Origin of the sequence: Paenalcaligenes hermetiae, from assembly GCF_039543645.1 — a bacterium.
Taxonomy (GTDB): Bacteria; Pseudomonadota; Gammaproteobacteria; order Burkholderiales; family Burkholderiaceae_B; genus Paenalcaligenes; species Paenalcaligenes hermetiae.
Genome location: NZ_BAABKD010000009.1, coordinates 475,715 through 489,906, shown reverse-complemented (window position 1 = coordinate 489,906; position 14,192 = coordinate 475,715). Strand labels below are relative to the sequence as shown.

Below are 14,192 nucleotides of genomic sequence, written 5' to 3'. Positions count from 1 at the left end.
TAGGCGTAGGTGTCAGTCAGATCCATCCGGCTCGGCATTGGTGTTTGCTTTTTTACCCAACAAGCTGCTGGAAACGAAAAGTAAGGCACCGAGGACAATTGCAATATCAGCCAGGTTGAAGGCCGGCCAATGCCAGTCTCGCCAATAGAAATCAAAGGAATCCACAACATAGCCGCGAAAGACCCGGTCAATCAGGTTGCCCATGGCGCCACCGAGGATAAGACTGTAAGCGATGGCTTCTCCTTTATGACGATTTTCAAGGATCAGCTTGATCAGAAAAATCGAGACCACTACCGCGATTCCGATAAAAAAGTAGCGCTGCCAGCCTCCACCATTCGCAAAAAGACTGAATGCGGCACCGGTGTTCCATAGGTGCACCCAGTTAAAGAACGGGGTCACCGAAACATACTCGCCATAGGCCATTGATTGCTGCACCAGCCACTTTACAGCCTGATCAGACGCTGCCAGCAGGCCCGATATGGACAATAGGGCATACGGCGAGAGCTTTTTGCCAATAATGAGCATTATTTAACCCTTCAACGCCAAAATGCGTCTGGCACCGTTAAGTACAATGCCCCCCGCGATGGTGCCGATAATCAGATCCGGATAATTGGAACCGGTCCACGCGACCAGGGCGCCGGCGGTGATGACCCCCAGGTTGATCACCACGTCGTTGGCCGAGAATATCCAGCTTGCCTTCATGTGCGCCCCGCCTTCCCGATGTTTGGATATGAGCAGCAGACAACTGGTATTGGCAATCAATGCGACGAATGCGATAGCCATCATCACCAGCGATTCAGGCTCACTACCGAATACAAAGCGTCTCACCACCTCTACGAGCACGCCCACAGCCAAGATCAGTTGCAGTACACCAGCAAGATGCGCGGCACGTACCTGCATTTTCACGCTATGTCCAACCGCATAAAGGGCAAGCCCGTACACCGCCGCATCGGCAAAATTGTCCAGGGATTCTCCAATCAGGCCGGTGGACTGGGCGATCAGACCGGCAGTCATTTCCACCACGAACAGAAGTGCATTGATGCCGAGCAACCAGCGCAGGGTCCCGGATTCTTGCTTAGCAGAAGCTGCCGAAAACTCGGCGGCCTTGATGGTCTCCGGATTTGCAGCGACGGTTTCCTGAAGCGAGGCGCCTAGCCCCAAGGTCTTCAGTTTCGAGGTGACGGGCTCGACCTCGCCGTCATGCACGACCTTCAGCCGGCGGTTCGACAAGTCGAAGGACAGCGCCCGAATCTCCTCAAAGCCGTTCAGGGCTAGGCGAATCATTCGTTCTTCTGATGGACAGTCCATCTTCGGCACGGCATAAACACTGACCCATCTCCCTGGCGCCTCGGAGGAGGCCTGTATATCGGTATCCGCTGCGGACGTTGCATCACCGCCACAGGCGCCACCACAGGATTTGCTCATGATACGACTCCACTTGAACAATGTTGTGGTACCATTTAAAACTATAAAGCTACTATAAGGTCAATAGAGTAAAGAATCCGTTGGGGAGGAGGCTGATGCGCATTGGTCAGTTGGCGCAGTTGGTAGGGGTCGAAACACAGACGATCCGCTTCTATGAACAGCAGGGCTTGTTGCCGCCGCCTGATCGGCAGGACAACGGTTACCGTGTCTATACCGAGAAGCATGGTGAGGGGCTGGCCTTCATCCGTCGCTGCAGAATCCTGGGCCTGTCACTGGCTGAGATTCACGAACTACAGAGCTATCAGGACGACCCTCATCAGCCTTGTACCGCCGTCAACGCCTTGCTCGATGATCACATCTCTCATGTGCGGTCGCAGATAACCGCTCTGCAAGCGCTTGAGAAACAACTCGTTTCACTGAGAGCGAGTTGCAACGATGACCGGGAAGTTGAGGCGTGTGGGGTTCTTGCTGGAATTAGCGAAGGAAACATGCACCAGCAGTAGGTGAAGCATCAACCAGATAATCCGATGAGATGCCGGTCTGTCTCACTCTCATGCAAAGGTAAGATCAACCATTTAATCCGCTTACCCTTTTTTTATATTTAAGTAGGATCAAGGGTTGTAGTTTCAAACTATTTTGTCATTTTTGAAGTTTTCGCTAATACACTACGCTGCCGCTAGTTCCCAACTATTTTGTCCGCCCACACAATGTTCACTCCTAATGCCTCGCTCAAAAATGTTCTTGAGCACACCGGCGAAACGCCCAGTTTCGCGTGAGACTTTACAAACGCTAGTACGCAATAGGGGCACTTCATCCTCGGTCTGGGCACTACGTGACGACATAAACATGCGGTACTCAGCCACAAGCATGATGGCAACAAACGTCAGGTTCAACCAAAGCGCCGGAAGCCAATGGGCCAGCCTGACGCCCTGCGGGGCCGTAACGGCACCGGCAGCGGCAAGTGCGATGGCCCCCTTATAGGCGGACGACACCTTGGCGCAGACCTTGCACTGCACCCAGCCCTGTCGTCGAGCCAACGGCAAAAAGCGCTACGGGAGCAGCCGAACGAATATCCATCCCAAGACCAAACACCAACGCTGGCACGGCGAAAATCCCCCTCCAGCCCCGGTTAAACCTAGAGCTACGCCAATCAGTAGACCCAGCAGTGTGCCAACGAGCATCACGCCCCACCTATGAAGAGAGGGTTCCACATAGCCTCATCAAAGTCGCACTTCATTGTGCGACCCGATACTTCGGACTGAGCATCATGTTGCAGCATGCCACTGTATTTTTGGACCCGACTCCCATCATTAGAACTCTTTCTGAGGAAATATGGTTGGTTGTCACTGCAATCCAAAGCGGTTTTTCAGGGTGTTTTTCAGGCTTGGCATGGTGATTTCACCCATGTGAGCATCTAGCATTTTTCCTTCCGCGTCAAAAAACAAGGTTGTGGGCAATCCGCGTGAGCCGACCTCTCGCATCATGGCCGACGAAGGGTCGAGCAGCACATGCTCCAGCTCCAAACCTTCTGACTTCAGGAAAGCGTTAATAGCCTGAGTACTTTCCCCCTGATTTATCATGACGACAGCCAGGTCGGGGTAATCCGCTTGAGCCTGCACGAACACGGGCATCTCGCGTCGACAGGGCGGACACCATGTGGCCCACAGGTTCACTACAACGGGTTTCCCGGCAAAGCTTGTAAGGCTTACGGGTTCGGAGTCTATCGTGCTCAATTCAAGCGCAGGTAACGACGGAGCAGATTCATGCAGCAGGGCCAGCGAACTGCCTGCCCCGCCCCAGGCTATTAACCCTGCCAAAACGCCCGCATAGACTGGTTTGCGCAGGGACTGCTCATGCCGGGTTCTCCACCAAATCCAGGCAACGGCTACCGGGACACCGGCGACGGGGTAAAAACCGCCGTCACCTACCGCCAGAATGGACCAGGGTGTAGCGATATAGTCGCTCCACCATATCAGAACGAAGGTGAGACGCCCCGTAACCAGGCCGACCATCAACGCATCGAAAATCAAGCTGCTTGCGTGCTTTGCCCCCGACCCCATCAAACGCCGAGCGACGAGCCGTGCAGCGATCCATGCCACGATGGCTGCAAGCACGATAATGACAACTCGAATCGAGAAAGGACCTACGCTAATCATGGCACTCCTGCTGTATCCAGATGCGCAATGAATTCCTGCGCGTTAATTTCACCTACCGTACGCTGCCCTGAACAGCACCATCTTCATGGACGACGAGGTCGGCCATCCAGATGACAGTGCTTAACTTGGAAACTTGTCCAAGATAAGCATTTAGCATGGCTAGATCACTTCAAGATTTCCCATCATGCCTAAATCTTCATGCTCTAAAATATGGCAATGGAACATACGAATGCCCGGCGTTAGCTGTTTAACGTGAAAAACGACGGTTTCATAAGGGCGTAAATTAACGGTATCCCGCCACGCTTTGAACGGCTCTGGAGTCACCACGCCATCTTGTTCACGTTGTACAACCTGGAACTGCGTCCCGTGAAGATGAAATGGATGATCCATGTGCGAATTATTAAAAACTCGCCACTCTTCCACCTCGCCCACGCGACTACTCAAGTCAATGCGATCCATTTCAAACACCTTGCCATTGACCATAAACATAGATTGCAGCATGCTCATCGTCATGGGCTCATCGCTCCCGTGATCCATCTCCATTTCGCTGAACTCAATGGCTTTAAATGCCACGGGCTCTCCCAAGTCAGGCAAGGTATTTAATGTAGGTGGCATCGATGGTGTACCTTTTGCTTCTACCGCCATGTGAGCCAATACCGTGTCGGTGTGTGGTTCCTGGACCATCATCTTCGCGCGATCATAGTATCGATTTAACAGCTCTCCCTGTAGATTTCCTTCGGTGAGCACCATGACTTCAACACGTTCTGCAGGTGCTAAAAACACCTCGTCCATTGGCGCTTGAGCTTGCTCCAATAGCCCACCATCAGTGCCTAGCAATATCCATTGACACCCCGGCACTGCTAAACGTAAATACCTCGCAGCGCAATTATTCCAAATCCGTACGCGTGTACCCGTAGTCAGCTTTATGCGTGGCTGTAACTGGCCATTGATCAATACAAATTGACCTTCACGCCCATTCATCCAGTCCATCATGGTATTAGGTGGAATATGCGTCTGGGTATCCAACCGCAAGTCGGAAATCATCCAGTGTTGTTCTGGGAGCTCTGCCAGCGGATCGTCTTTCGCGCGCACGATAAAGGTTCCCGCTAACCCCCGCGCGACTTGCATCGCCGTTAAACCATGCGGGTGGGGGTGATACCAATATGTGCCGGCACTTCCTTTGGGCAGAGTAAATCGATAAATACGTTCTCCGCCCGCAGGCACGCTGTCCTGTGGGTTGCCATCTTGGTCTGAGGGCACAGGTAAACCATGCCAGTGCACGGTCGTGGGCTCAGGCAATTGATTTTTGAAGAGTATTTCGACCTCGTCTCCCTCAAACACCTCGATTTGTGGCCCTGGCAACAGGCCGTTATAGAGCCAAAACTCGGTCGGCGCACGATTAGCCACCGTTTTTTGTGCCGGAGCAGCGGTCAATGTGGCTTTGAACCGGCCCGCCTTACTACTTGCATTTTTCAAACGCGGTAAAGCCTCTAGTGGACGTTGGGACGGCATGCGATCTAAGGGCAACAAAGCTTCTGCCATATCCGCGTGCGCCCCGTGCTGGGCGTCCCCCATCATTTCATGATGACCAGCCATAGGCGTGCCATGTCCAGCATGAGTTTGGGCACGTAGTACGGGAGGCGCCATAAGTAAGGCGGCTGCGCTAGCTTTCAAAATCTGTCTGCGTTTCATCATAAAACCCTCATAAAAAATATCATTGCCATGAGTCAACCCATCCTTGCCCGGCATAGAAGCCGGTAAGGCTAAGGAGCCTCATTCTCTATCGACGCATGATTAACACGCGCCACCGTTATCCCATTTCGTTTCGAAGTGTCCAGAATCTGGACTACAACATCCGGTTGCGGGGGCTAGAACGTTAAACGTCGTTCCCTTTTCGTTGGACTGAACGCTGATTTTCCCGCCATGCGCTTCAATAATTGACTTGGTGATAGCTAACCCAAGACCCGCGCCTTCACTACTACGTTGCCGTGAGGCGTCAGGCCTATAAAACCGATCAAAAATATGAGCCAAATGTTCGGATGGTATGGGTTCGCCAGCGTTCCAAATACAAATCTTGGCCCTCTCCCCATCGACGCTGAGGGTCGCTGATACGTTGCTTCCCGCAGGTGTGTATCGGATGGCGTTAGACACAAGGTTGCTTAACGCACGACGCATCATCAGCCTGTCACCCACCATCCAGACCTGTTCACCCTTGAGTACTAGGAGCACGTTTTTTTCTTCAGCCCAGGCGCTAAAGTAATCGAAGAGAATGCGCATTTCGGCCTCAAGATCAATTTCGACGAGTTCGGGCTTAAGCAGTTTGTTATCTGCCTGGGCCAAAAACAGCATGTCACCAATCATTTTCGCCATGCGCTCGTACTCTTCCAGGTTGGAGTACAAAATCTCCTGGTACTGCTCTACGCTGCGGGCATGCGAAAGCGCGACTTCCGTCTGAGTTTTCAGGTTGGTGATTGGCGTGCGAAGTTCGTGTGCGATATCCCCCGAGAATGCTGAGAGCCGCTGAAAGGCATCTTCCAGTCGGCCCAGCATTTCGTTAAATGAAACGGCAAGTTCGGCAAGTTCTCGCGGCACGGCGTCAGGCTCAAGGCGCGTATGTAGCTGATCTGAGCCGATGCGGCGTATCTCGCGGCTGATGCGCCGGATTGGGGCATGACCTTGGTATACCGCGAACCATATCGCCAGAATTGCTATCAGGCATGCCGCCACCGTGACGATTCGAAGGTGATTGCGAAAGCTATTGAGGTAACGCAGGTGAAAATCAATGCCGGTTGCAACAGTAAGTTTTAGGAACTTGGAGCTGCCAAGGCCGTCGGAGTCGAGCCATAGGACAACGCCCCGCAGTGTTTCGTCACGATCTTTCCACATGCCAACCGTATCGACTGAAACCTTCTCGACAGGGAGTGCGATTCGAGAAAACCGTTCCAGGTCCGAGCCTGGTGATTGGTAAATTCGCCGGCCTGCATCATCGGAGATGTAGTAATAGGCATTATGGTGACCCGAAATTGCATCGGTAAGCCGCCGTTCCAGTTCTTCCGGCTCGACGTCCGAAGGCAAGGTGGCAACGGTGTGTTGCAACGCATAAACGACGGCATTGAGTTCGTCAACATCCTGCTGAATAAAATGATCGTTGATGGAGCGCTCGATCATCCAGCCAAAGGTAAGGAGCACGACCGTTATAACCATTCCTATCGAGACGGTGAGCCGTACTACTAACGAGGTCGGACGTCGTTTCACTTATTCATCCGCCTGAGTCACATCAAGCATGTAGCCCATGCCGCGCACTGTATGGATCAGTTTTGGCTCAAAGTCGTCGTCAATTTTCGCCCGTAATCGTCTTATCGCGACATCGATCACGTTGGTATCGCTATCGAAGTTCATGTCCCAGACCAGAGACGCTATTAATGAGCGAGGCAGAACTTCCCCTTGCCTGCGTACCAAAAGCTCCAGCAATGCGAATTCTTTGTTTGTTAAATTAATACGCACATCCTGGCGCACCGCCCTGCGCCGAGGAATATCGAGAACCAGATCAGCCACCTGCATTTCAGTTTGATAAGCGGGGGTTGAACCGCGCCGCAGCAATGTGCGGACTCGTGCAAGAAGCTCAGAAAAAGCGAAGGGCTTGACCAAGTAATCGTCGGCACCCAGCTCCAAGCCTTTCACACGATCTTCGACACTGTCGCGTGCAGTTAAAAACAGTACTGGCGTGGTTGACTTGGCGTCGCGAAGGGCTTGCATAATACGCCAGCCATCAACGTCGGGCAGCATCACGTCAAGGATAATGACGTCGTACGAACCGGTTAACGCCAGATGGTGCCCATCCAGTCCTGTACGCGCAAGGTCCACAATAAATCCCGCTTCTGTTAGACCTTGTTGAAGGTAGTTCCCAGTTTTCACTTCGTCTTCGACGATAAGCAATCTCATTACTACACACTCCTAAAAACTGATGGCGTCATAGGTAAGAGCCCCAAGCAACTCGCGTAAACGTCGCCACATCATTAACCAATCGCGCCCAGCGCCGGGAATGTCCTAAGCAGCCAAATAGCAAAGCGAACCAACTGTCCAGTTGCCACAGCAAGCCCCATAAGCACCAAAATTGCACCTGAAATAATTCGGAGATAACGGCCAGCTTGGCGCAGGGAGCTCAGTTTGCGCATAAACGGTGCTGTGAAATATGCAGAAAGAAGAAACGGTACACCCAGTCCGAGCGAGTACACGGCTAGTAGCAGAATACCTTGACGCATACTGTCTGATGTTGCGCTAAGTACGAGGATCCCCCCCAGTACGGGACCAATGCACGGTGTCCAGCCGAATCCGAAGGCCAGGCCCAATACTGTCGCTGACCAAGGACTTCCCCCCGCTTTTTTTGGATCAAACCGGTAGTAACGCTGCATTGTGAGGGGCATGCGAATTAATCCCATCATCATCAGACCAGCAACGACGATGATGGTTCCAGCGATGATATTTAGCTCATATCGATACGAAAGAAATAGGCGCCCGATCGCGGTGATGCTGGCTCCTAAAATCAGAAAAACTATTGAAAATCCCACAACGAAACAGGCACTAAGCCCTAATGCTCGCCAACGAGCAGCACGAGCCCCACTCTGCAACGTGCTTGGCTGCGCTGTTCCACCCGCAATATACGAAAGGTAGCCCGGCACAAGCGGCAATACACAGGGCGATAAGAAGGACGCAATACCGGCAATAAAAGCGGTGAACAAGCCCATGAGGGTTAACTCAAGCATCAAATACTCCTCAAAAGCACATGGGATTGAATATTCTCATCAGTCATTCTGAGTCCTGAACAGAGGCACTTAATAGTGCACTTTCGATTAAGTTTTCAACTTGCGGGCTGTCCCAAGCCGCTGGGCCAAACGCGCGCCCTATTTCACGGCCTTCTTGATCAATCAGTAAGGTTGTCGGAATTCCAGGAGCACGAAGAACATTGGAGACCTTTGCGCTCGTATCGAAATAACCATGCAAGGTTTGCACATCAAATTCGTTATAGAACGGCTTGACCAGCGCGGGGTCCCGGTCAATTGATAATGCCACCACCTCAAATGCGGGCCCACCTAACTTGGCATTTAGCCGATCCAGCGACGGCATCTCCTCTCGGCACGGTGGACACCACGTAGCCCAGATATTAAGCAGAACAACACGGCCGTGAAAATCGACCAAGGTCAAGGTCTCGCCCGTCGCGTCTTTAAAGGCAAATGTGGGCAGCTCCCGTGGCGTATGCCAGCGCGTGAAGCGCTGACCTCCTATGTCCACCGCAATGTCCATCGCCACGTTAATCATTCCGTCTGGACGATCATCGGAGGCATTATTACGCTGGTAGAGAAATAAAGCTGTCGCGATCACGATTACGCCAATCAGCGCCACGGCTACCCCAGCGACTATCTTGGAAGTGGTCTTCATCGTTCAGCACCCATCAGTTTTTAGAGATCGCTGTTTCGGCCTGCTCTCGAAGCGCGCGCTCAATGCTGCTACCAACAATCTGGGCCGCCTCCGAATCCGGCGGGAGCATACTCAGCAACTGTTGCCAGTACTTGATGGCGGCATGGTGGTCCTGCCGCTCAAGTGCGGCAGCGCCAGCCAACGTGAGCGCAAACGGCTCCTGTGGATCAATCGAAAGTGCCTGCTCTAAAAGCTGTGTGGGTTCACCCCTGAATCCTTCTGGTTTAAGTCTGGCGAGTGTCTCGGCATATTCTGCCAGTGCGAGCGGATCCGTTTCAATGACGCCATCCGCTTTTGAAAAGGCCATGGCCGCGTCATCATAGTTATTAAAGTAACGATGCGATCGCGCCAACATGAGCCATCCCGCAGGATCATCAGGATTACTTGCTAATCGCGCTGTAAGTGAGTCCACCATTGTTTGCACATCGGCCTGCGTCAACATCGGGACATTCTGTACGGGCGGTGGTGACATCGCGGCAGGATTTCCTATTGCGAGGTACGTGAACACCGCGGCCACTGGCAACGTAAAGCTGAGAGCTATCGCTGAACGTTTGCCCGGCGCCCGTCCCAGACGCCCAGTCTGCCCTGGGATCGACTCATGAAGTACTCGTTGTTGTAGCTCTTGCTGTGCATCGGCCAGATCGTCTGACGTCAATATGCCATTTGCATGATCTTGTTCGAGTTCTAGCAATTGGTCGCGCAGCACCGCGGTATTGACGGCGTGATGCTCGATTTCCGAATCATGCCTGACTCCACGCCAAAGCACGCGTGCGAGCCATAGCGTGATCCACGCAAGCAGTATGGCAGCGATAGTAATAAATAGAGCATTCATGACTGTTTTCCAGGGTCTTTGATTTGTCCAAGTAATGCTTGGGCCCGCCTAAGTTCATCCGCACTTAATCTCTTGTCAGCGAGCGCACTTCTTCGACGCTTTAACGTTATCGCAAGGATGAATAGTCCGAAAACCAGCAAAAGCAAGGGCCCAAACCATAGCAATACCGTGGTGGTTTTTAGCGGAGGACGATAGAGCACGAAATCACCATAACGATCCACCATATAGGTTCGGATCTCTGAATCCGTTTTGCCCGCTTGAATCTGTTCACGTATTTGCTGGCGCAGATCCACAGCAAGGTCGGCGCGTGAAGCCGCAATGGATTCGTTCTGGCAGACCAGGCAGCGCAGCTCCGCGGCAATGCCCTGCAGGCGAACTTCCGCCGGGTCGTTATTGGCCCAGGCAGGTAGCGCGATAAGGACGCTGATCAGCGTTAACCACCAACGATTCATTTCTCCAGCTCCCGTATCATGGGTAGAATCGTCTCGCGCACCGCGTCGTGGGTCACCGGACCGATATGCTTATACCGAATAACGCCGGTCTGATCGATAAGGAATGTCTCGGGCACACCGTACACGCCGTAGTCGATACCCACGCGCCCTTGCGTATCGGAAACAGACACTAAATAGCTATCGCCATGACGGTTTAACCATGAGATCGCTTCATTGCGTATGTCCTTGTAATTCAGACCCACTACCGTCACCCCATGCTTTGTAGTCAGCTCTCTGATTACCGGGTGTTCTTCAAGACAGGCGAAACACCACGAAGCCCAAACATTCATCAGCCAGACTTTGCCGTTCATGGCATCAGGGGAGAATGTGTCCTCGGGGTTGGCCAACTGGGGCAACGTAAATGCCGGTGCCGGTTTGCCTATCAACGGTGACGGTACTTCACTGGGTTTGAGCGTCAAGCCGAAGCCCAGAAAACCTAGCAACACAACAAAGCCAATCAACGGAAACAGAAATCGACTCATGCCTTGGCTCCTTGTGCAATCACGGCCGTCCGTTTTTCGCGACGCTTAAGTCGATAGCGACGGTCGCTAATCGCTAACAAGCCGCCAAGTGCCATCAAGATGCAGCCGATCCAGATCCAATCAATAAAGGGCTTGTGGTGAACGCGCACACTCCATGCGCCGTCGGCAAGGGGTTCCCCTAAGGCGACGTACAAATGACGTAATCCGTTCGCATCAATAGCGACCTCCGTCATGGGCATTTCCGAGGAAAAATAATTGCGCTTTTCGGGATGCATTAAACGTAACTGCCTGCCATCACGTGACAGAACAATGTCACCGACCTGGGCCGCGTAGTTGGCCCCCAACTCGCTCCTGACGCCCCGGAAGGTAAGTTCATAGCCTGCGGCGGTCACTGTTTGTCCCGGAGCCATACGAATATCCTGTTCCGTTTCATAACCCATGACCAACGTCACGCCCACTAAAAATACAGCCACACCCAGGTGGGCGATGTGCATGCCCATCCAGCTACGCGGTTGCGCGAGCAAGCCACTGCGCGTTGCGCGCATCCGTTTAAAGATCCCCATAACAACCGCAGAGGAGATCCATGCTGCCAGCGCTATCCCTAATGCAACAAGCGCCGACCATCTTCCATATAAAAAGGGCACACCCACACCCGCTACCACCGCGACGAAAAGAGGAAGGTTCAACTGCTTTAATACATCACGGAGCTTTGCCCTCTTCCAGTTTGCCACTGGACCAACCGCAATAAGGAGTAACACGGGCACCATCAGAGGTACAAACACCAGATTGAAGTACGGTGGACCAACAGAAATTTTGCCCATCCCGAGTGCATCAATAAAAAGTGGGTATAGCGTTCCCAGCAGAACAGCCCCGGCTGCAACGGCCAATAGGACGTTGTTTACTAAGAGAAGCGACTCGCGCGAAAACAGCTCAAACCGCCCGCCTAAGCCGACCTTCGGTGCACGTATCGCAAACAGGAGCAAGGACGAACCCACCACCACTGCGAAAAGCATCAGCAGGAATACACCACGGCGGGGGTCGGTTGCAAAAGCATGCACAGACGTCAACACGCCGGAGCGCACAAGAAAAGCGCCTAACAAAGAAAGTGCAAAGGTGCTGATAGCAAGCAGAACGGTCCAGTTTTTGAAACTGGCTCGTTTTTCGGTCACCGCTAAAGAATGAATGAGCGCTGTACCTACCAGCCAAGGGACGAATGAGGAGTTTTCAACGGGATCCCAAAACCACCAACCACCCCAACCGAGTTCGTAATAGGCCCACCAGCTGCCCAAAGCTATCCCTAAAGTCAGAAACAGCCACGCCACAGTGGCCCAGGGGCGAGACCAGCGTGCCCACGCCGAATCCAGTTGCCCGGCAAGCAGTGCCGCAATCGCAAACGCAAAGACGACAGAGAACCCCACATAACCCATATACAGAAGGGGCGGATGAAATATCAGACCCACATCTTGCAAAAGCGGGTTCAGATCCATTCCTTCCATGGGTGCCGGAACAAGGCGCTCGAACGGGTTTGACGTCAACAGTACAAATAGCAAGAAGCCCGCTGTGACTAAACCCAGCACCCCCAACACGCGTGCAACCATGACATCGGGGAGCTGCCTGGAAAACAGACTTACCGCGTAGGCCCATCCTGTTTGCATTAGCAACCACAGCAGCAAAGATCCTTCATGTCCGCCCCAGACGGCCGCCATCCGGTAGAACCAAGGCAATTGCGAGTTGGAATTAACGGCGACATAGCTGACCGAAAAATCCTTGACAATAAACGACCACATCAACAGCACAAAACTGATGGCGACGAGAGAAAACTGAGCACGGGCTGCAGGCCGCGCAAAGCCAATCCATGTAGCATTTCCGCGTGCTGCACCGGCTAAGGTAATGCCGCCTTGTGCAAGCGCGACAAATAGCGTCAGGATAAGAGCGAAGTGACCAATTTCAGGAATCATGGGTATTGTGACCTTGTTGCATCTGAAGTCTTGCCTGCCTGATCCAGCGCATGCTGTGCTTCGCGGGGCATGTAGTTCTCGTCGTGTTTAGCCAGCACCTCTTGCGCACGGAACAAACCATCAGGATCGAGTTTTCCTTGAGCGACGACGCCTTTGCCTTCACTGAACAAATCGGGCAGGATTCCCGTATAACTGACGGGTATTGTTTTGGCGGTGTCCGTGACAACGAAATTGACTGTCAGACCGTCACCCTCGCGCCGCACACTACCGGTCTGCACCATTCCGCCTACGCGAAAGGCACGCTCTTGCGGCGCTTCTCCCGCAGCGACTTGTGTAGGGGTGAAAAAAAACAGCAAATTACTTTGGAAAGCGCTCAGCACTAATGCTGTCGCAACGCCCAATACGGCTAAGCCACCTGCAATGAGCGCAATACGTTTGTGACGTGTTTTCATTTTGAATCCTCCGCGCCCAACGCCGCATCGCGTTTAACGTGCGCCAGCGCCGTCTTGCGACGTTTAAGAAGAAAGAGACATTCAGCGTAAAGAACCAGTACGGTCACACCGACCGACCCCCAAACATACGTGGCATAGCCACCCATCGCGAAAAATTCATTCGGATTTGTCCAATTCATTGCCGGATCTCCTTCAAATCATTTACCCAAGCAGCTCGGTACTCACGTTCGAGAATGATGCAGCGCACACGCATGAGAGCGACCGCGACTGTGTACATCCAGGCAGCCAGAGCCATAAGCAGCATTCCGATCAACATGATCGTTGCCATTGACGGCGCTTGCGTCAGTGACACTGATGCGCCTTGATGCAAGGTGTTCCACCATTGCACTGAAAAATAGATCACCGGGATGTTGACCACGCCCACCAATGCGAGGACTGCCCCGGCTTTGTCTGCACGGCGTTGATCGTCTATGGCGGACTGAAGTGCCATAAAGCCCATGTATAGAAAAAGCAGTATCAGTTCAGAGGTCAACCGTGCGTCCCACACCCACCATGTCCCCCACATCGGTTTGCCCCACAATGCTCCGGTCCACAGGGAAAGAAACGTAAACATGGCACCCGTAGGCGCCAAGGCTGACGCCATCATGGCCGATAGTCGACTGTTGAAGATCAGTCCTACTGCGGCCCAAAATGCCATGACGACGTAAATGAACATCGACATCCATGAGACCGGGACGTGAAGGAAGATAATCCGATACCCTTCGCCTTGTTGAGCATCAGTGGGGGCCATGAAAAAACCCACGTAGAGTCCCGCCACGGTCAGGCAGACAGCCGCTGCAGCAAACCATGGCATAAGCTTCCCGGCAAGCGGATAAAACGTTTTTGGGGATGAGTATTTAAACCAGTTCATCTTGTCGTCAC

Annotated in this window: 18 protein-coding genes; 1 reads left to right on the top strand and 17 read right to left on the bottom strand. The window is 53.0% G+C overall.

The annotated features are described in order from the left end of the window. Positions 1-12: 12 nt before the first annotated feature. Both lspA and ABD980_RS08090 read right to left on the bottom strand, forming a co-directional pair. Complete coding sequence (lspA, locus tag ABD980_RS08095; RefSeq protein ID WP_004863699.1) at positions 13-525, bottom strand: signal peptidase II; 513 nt, start codon at positions 523-525, stop codon at positions 13-15. Between the two features lie 3 nt (positions 526-528). Further along, positions 529-1,425, bottom strand: a complete 897-nt coding sequence (locus ABD980_RS08090) for a cation efflux transmembrane domain-containing protein (RefSeq protein ID WP_004574643.1) — start codon at positions 1,423-1,425, stop codon at positions 529-531. 95 nt (positions 1,426-1,520) lie between these two features. Here ABD980_RS08090 and cadR point away from each other — a divergent pair, with 95 nt between their 5' ends. Then, positions 1,521-1,928 carry a Cd(II)/Pb(II)-responsive transcriptional regulator gene (gene cadR / locus ABD980_RS08085; RefSeq protein WP_004364961.1) on the top strand — a complete coding sequence of 136 codons (408 nt, stop codon included), beginning with the start codon at positions 1,521-1,523 and terminating at the stop codon, positions 1,926-1,928. Between the two features lie 162 nt (positions 1,929-2,090). Here cadR and ABD980_RS08080 read toward each other — a convergent pair whose 3' ends face one another. The 15 genes from ABD980_RS08080 to ABD980_RS08010 form a co-directional block, all read right to left on the bottom strand. Continuing rightward, positions 2,091-2,417, bottom strand: a complete 327-nt coding sequence (locus tag ABD980_RS08080) for a hypothetical protein (RefSeq protein ID WP_345370890.1) — start codon at positions 2,415-2,417, stop codon at positions 2,091-2,093. Continuing rightward, the gene (locus tag ABD980_RS08075; protein WP_345370888.1) at positions 2,401-2,529 is read right to left on the bottom strand and encodes a hypothetical protein; all 129 of its coding nucleotides are present in this window, start codon (positions 2,527-2,529) and stop codon (positions 2,401-2,403) included. The genes ABD980_RS08080 and ABD980_RS08075 overlap by 17 nt, the downstream gene beginning before the upstream one ends. Before the next feature lie 239 nt (positions 2,530-2,768). Next, positions 2,769-3,581: a prolipoprotein diacylglyceryl transferase family protein gene (locus tag ABD980_RS08070; RefSeq protein WP_345370886.1), complete on the bottom strand. Its 813-nt coding sequence runs from the start codon at positions 3,579-3,581 to the stop codon at positions 2,769-2,771. A 159-nt stretch (positions 3,582-3,740) separates the two neighbouring features. Beyond that, entirely contained in the window at positions 3,741-5,273 is a 1,533-nt protein-coding gene (locus ABD980_RS08065) for a multicopper oxidase family protein (RefSeq protein WP_377536145.1), read from the bottom strand. A 102-nt stretch (positions 5,274-5,375) separates the two neighbouring features. Then, positions 5,376-6,836, bottom strand: a complete 1,461-nt coding sequence (locus tag ABD980_RS08060; protein WP_345370882.1) for a Cu(+)/Ag(+) sensor histidine kinase — start codon at positions 6,834-6,836, stop codon at positions 5,376-5,378. Continuing rightward, the gene (locus tag ABD980_RS08055) at positions 6,837-7,523 is read right to left on the bottom strand and encodes a heavy metal response regulator transcription factor (protein ID WP_018574799.1); all 687 of its coding nucleotides are present in this window, start codon (positions 7,521-7,523) and stop codon (positions 6,837-6,839) included. It lies immediately after the preceding gene. A 74-nt stretch (positions 7,524-7,597) separates the two neighbouring features. Beyond that, positions 7,598-8,344, bottom strand: coding sequence for a cytochrome c biogenesis CcdA family protein (locus tag ABD980_RS08050; RefSeq protein ID WP_345370874.1), 747 nt, complete (start codon positions 8,342-8,344; stop codon positions 7,598-7,600). 43 nt (positions 8,345-8,387) lie between these two features. After that, positions 8,388-9,017: a TlpA family protein disulfide reductase gene (locus tag ABD980_RS08045; RefSeq protein WP_345370872.1), complete on the bottom strand. Its 630-nt coding sequence runs from the start codon at positions 9,015-9,017 to the stop codon at positions 8,388-8,390. A gap of 13 nt (positions 9,018-9,030) precedes the next feature. Next, positions 9,031-9,888, bottom strand: a complete 858-nt coding sequence (gene ccmI / locus ABD980_RS08040; RefSeq protein WP_345370870.1) for a c-type cytochrome biogenesis protein CcmI — start codon at positions 9,886-9,888, stop codon at positions 9,031-9,033. Then, positions 9,885-10,340 (bottom strand): cytochrome c-type biogenesis protein, encoded by a 456-nt coding sequence (locus ABD980_RS08035; RefSeq protein WP_345370868.1) that lies wholly within the window; start codon positions 10,338-10,340, stop codon positions 9,885-9,887. Before ABD980_RS08035 ends, ccmI begins: the two co-directional genes overlap by 4 nt. After that, entirely contained in the window at positions 10,337-10,861 is a 525-nt protein-coding gene (locus tag ABD980_RS08030) for a DsbE family thiol:disulfide interchange protein (RefSeq protein ID WP_345370866.1), read from the bottom strand. The genes ABD980_RS08035 and ABD980_RS08030 overlap by 4 nt, the downstream gene beginning before the upstream one ends. Next, positions 10,858-12,819 (bottom strand): heme lyase CcmF/NrfE family subunit, encoded by a 1,962-nt coding sequence (locus tag ABD980_RS08025; protein WP_345370864.1) that lies wholly within the window; start codon positions 12,817-12,819, stop codon positions 10,858-10,860. Before ABD980_RS08025 ends, ABD980_RS08030 begins: the two co-directional genes overlap by 4 nt. Next, positions 12,816-13,271, bottom strand: a complete 456-nt coding sequence (ccmE, locus tag ABD980_RS08020) for a cytochrome c maturation protein CcmE (protein WP_345370860.1) — start codon at positions 13,269-13,271, stop codon at positions 12,816-12,818. The genes ABD980_RS08025 and ccmE overlap by 4 nt, the downstream gene beginning before the upstream one ends. After that, the gene (gene ccmD / locus ABD980_RS08015) at positions 13,268-13,450 is read right to left on the bottom strand and encodes a heme exporter protein CcmD (protein WP_226070218.1); all 183 of its coding nucleotides are present in this window, start codon (positions 13,448-13,450) and stop codon (positions 13,268-13,270) included. Before ccmD ends, ccmE begins: the two co-directional genes overlap by 4 nt. Then, positions 13,447-14,181, bottom strand: coding sequence for a heme ABC transporter permease (locus tag ABD980_RS08010; RefSeq protein ID WP_345370854.1), 735 nt, complete (start codon positions 14,179-14,181; stop codon positions 13,447-13,449). The genes ccmD and ABD980_RS08010 overlap by 4 nt, the downstream gene beginning before the upstream one ends. Positions 14,182-14,192: the final 11 nt, after the last annotated feature.

Excerpts from the sequence above, each read along its gene's own strand:
- ABD980_RS08065 (WP_377536145.1), bottom strand. The coding sequence starts at position 5,273 with ATGAAACGCAGACAGATTTTGAAAGCTAGCGCAGCCGCCTTACTTATG.
- ccmE (WP_345370860.1), bottom strand. The coding sequence starts at position 13,271 with ATGAAAACACGTCACAAACGTATTGCGCTCATTGCAGGTGGCTTAGCC.
- cadR (WP_004364961.1), top strand. The coding sequence starts at position 1,521 with ATGCGCATTGGTCAGTTGGCGCAGTTGGTAGGGGTCGAAACACAGACG.
- ABD980_RS08035 (WP_345370868.1), bottom strand. The coding sequence starts at position 10,340 with ATGAATCGTTGGTGGTTAACGCTGATCAGCGTCCTTATCGCGCTACCT.
- ABD980_RS08055 (WP_018574799.1), bottom strand. The coding sequence starts at position 7,523 with ATGAGATTGCTTATCGTCGAAGACGAAGTGAAAACTGGGAACTACCTT.
- ccmD (WP_226070218.1), bottom strand. The coding sequence starts at position 13,450 with ATGAATTGGACAAATCCGAATGAATTTTTCGCGATGGGTGGCTATGCC.
- lspA (WP_004863699.1), bottom strand. The coding sequence starts at position 525 with ATGCTCATTATTGGCAAAAAGCTCTCGCCGTATGCCCTATTGTCCATA.
- ABD980_RS08010 (WP_345370854.1), bottom strand. The coding sequence starts at position 14,181 with ATGAACTGGTTTAAATACTCATCCCCAAAAACGTTTTATCCGCTTGCC.
- ABD980_RS08025 (WP_345370864.1), bottom strand. The coding sequence starts at position 12,819 with ATGATTCCTGAAATTGGTCACTTCGCTCTTATCCTGACGCTATTTGTC.
- ABD980_RS08090 (WP_004574643.1), bottom strand. The coding sequence starts at position 1,425 with ATGAGCAAATCCTGTGGTGGCGCCTGTGGCGGTGATGCAACGTCCGCA.
- ABD980_RS08050 (WP_345370874.1), bottom strand. The coding sequence starts at position 8,344 with ATGCTTGAGTTAACCCTCATGGGCTTGTTCACCGCTTTTATTGCCGGT.
- ABD980_RS08070 (WP_345370886.1), bottom strand. The coding sequence starts at position 3,581 with ATGATTAGCGTAGGTCCTTTCTCGATTCGAGTTGTCATTATCGTGCTT.
- ABD980_RS08030 (WP_345370866.1), bottom strand. The coding sequence starts at position 10,861 with ATGAGTCGATTTCTGTTTCCGTTGATTGGCTTTGTTGTGTTGCTAGGT.
- ccmI (WP_345370870.1), bottom strand. The coding sequence starts at position 9,888 with ATGAATGCTCTATTTATTACTATCGCTGCCATACTGCTTGCGTGGATC.
- ABD980_RS08045 (WP_345370872.1), bottom strand. The coding sequence starts at position 9,017 with ATGAAGACCACTTCCAAGATAGTCGCTGGGGTAGCCGTGGCGCTGATT.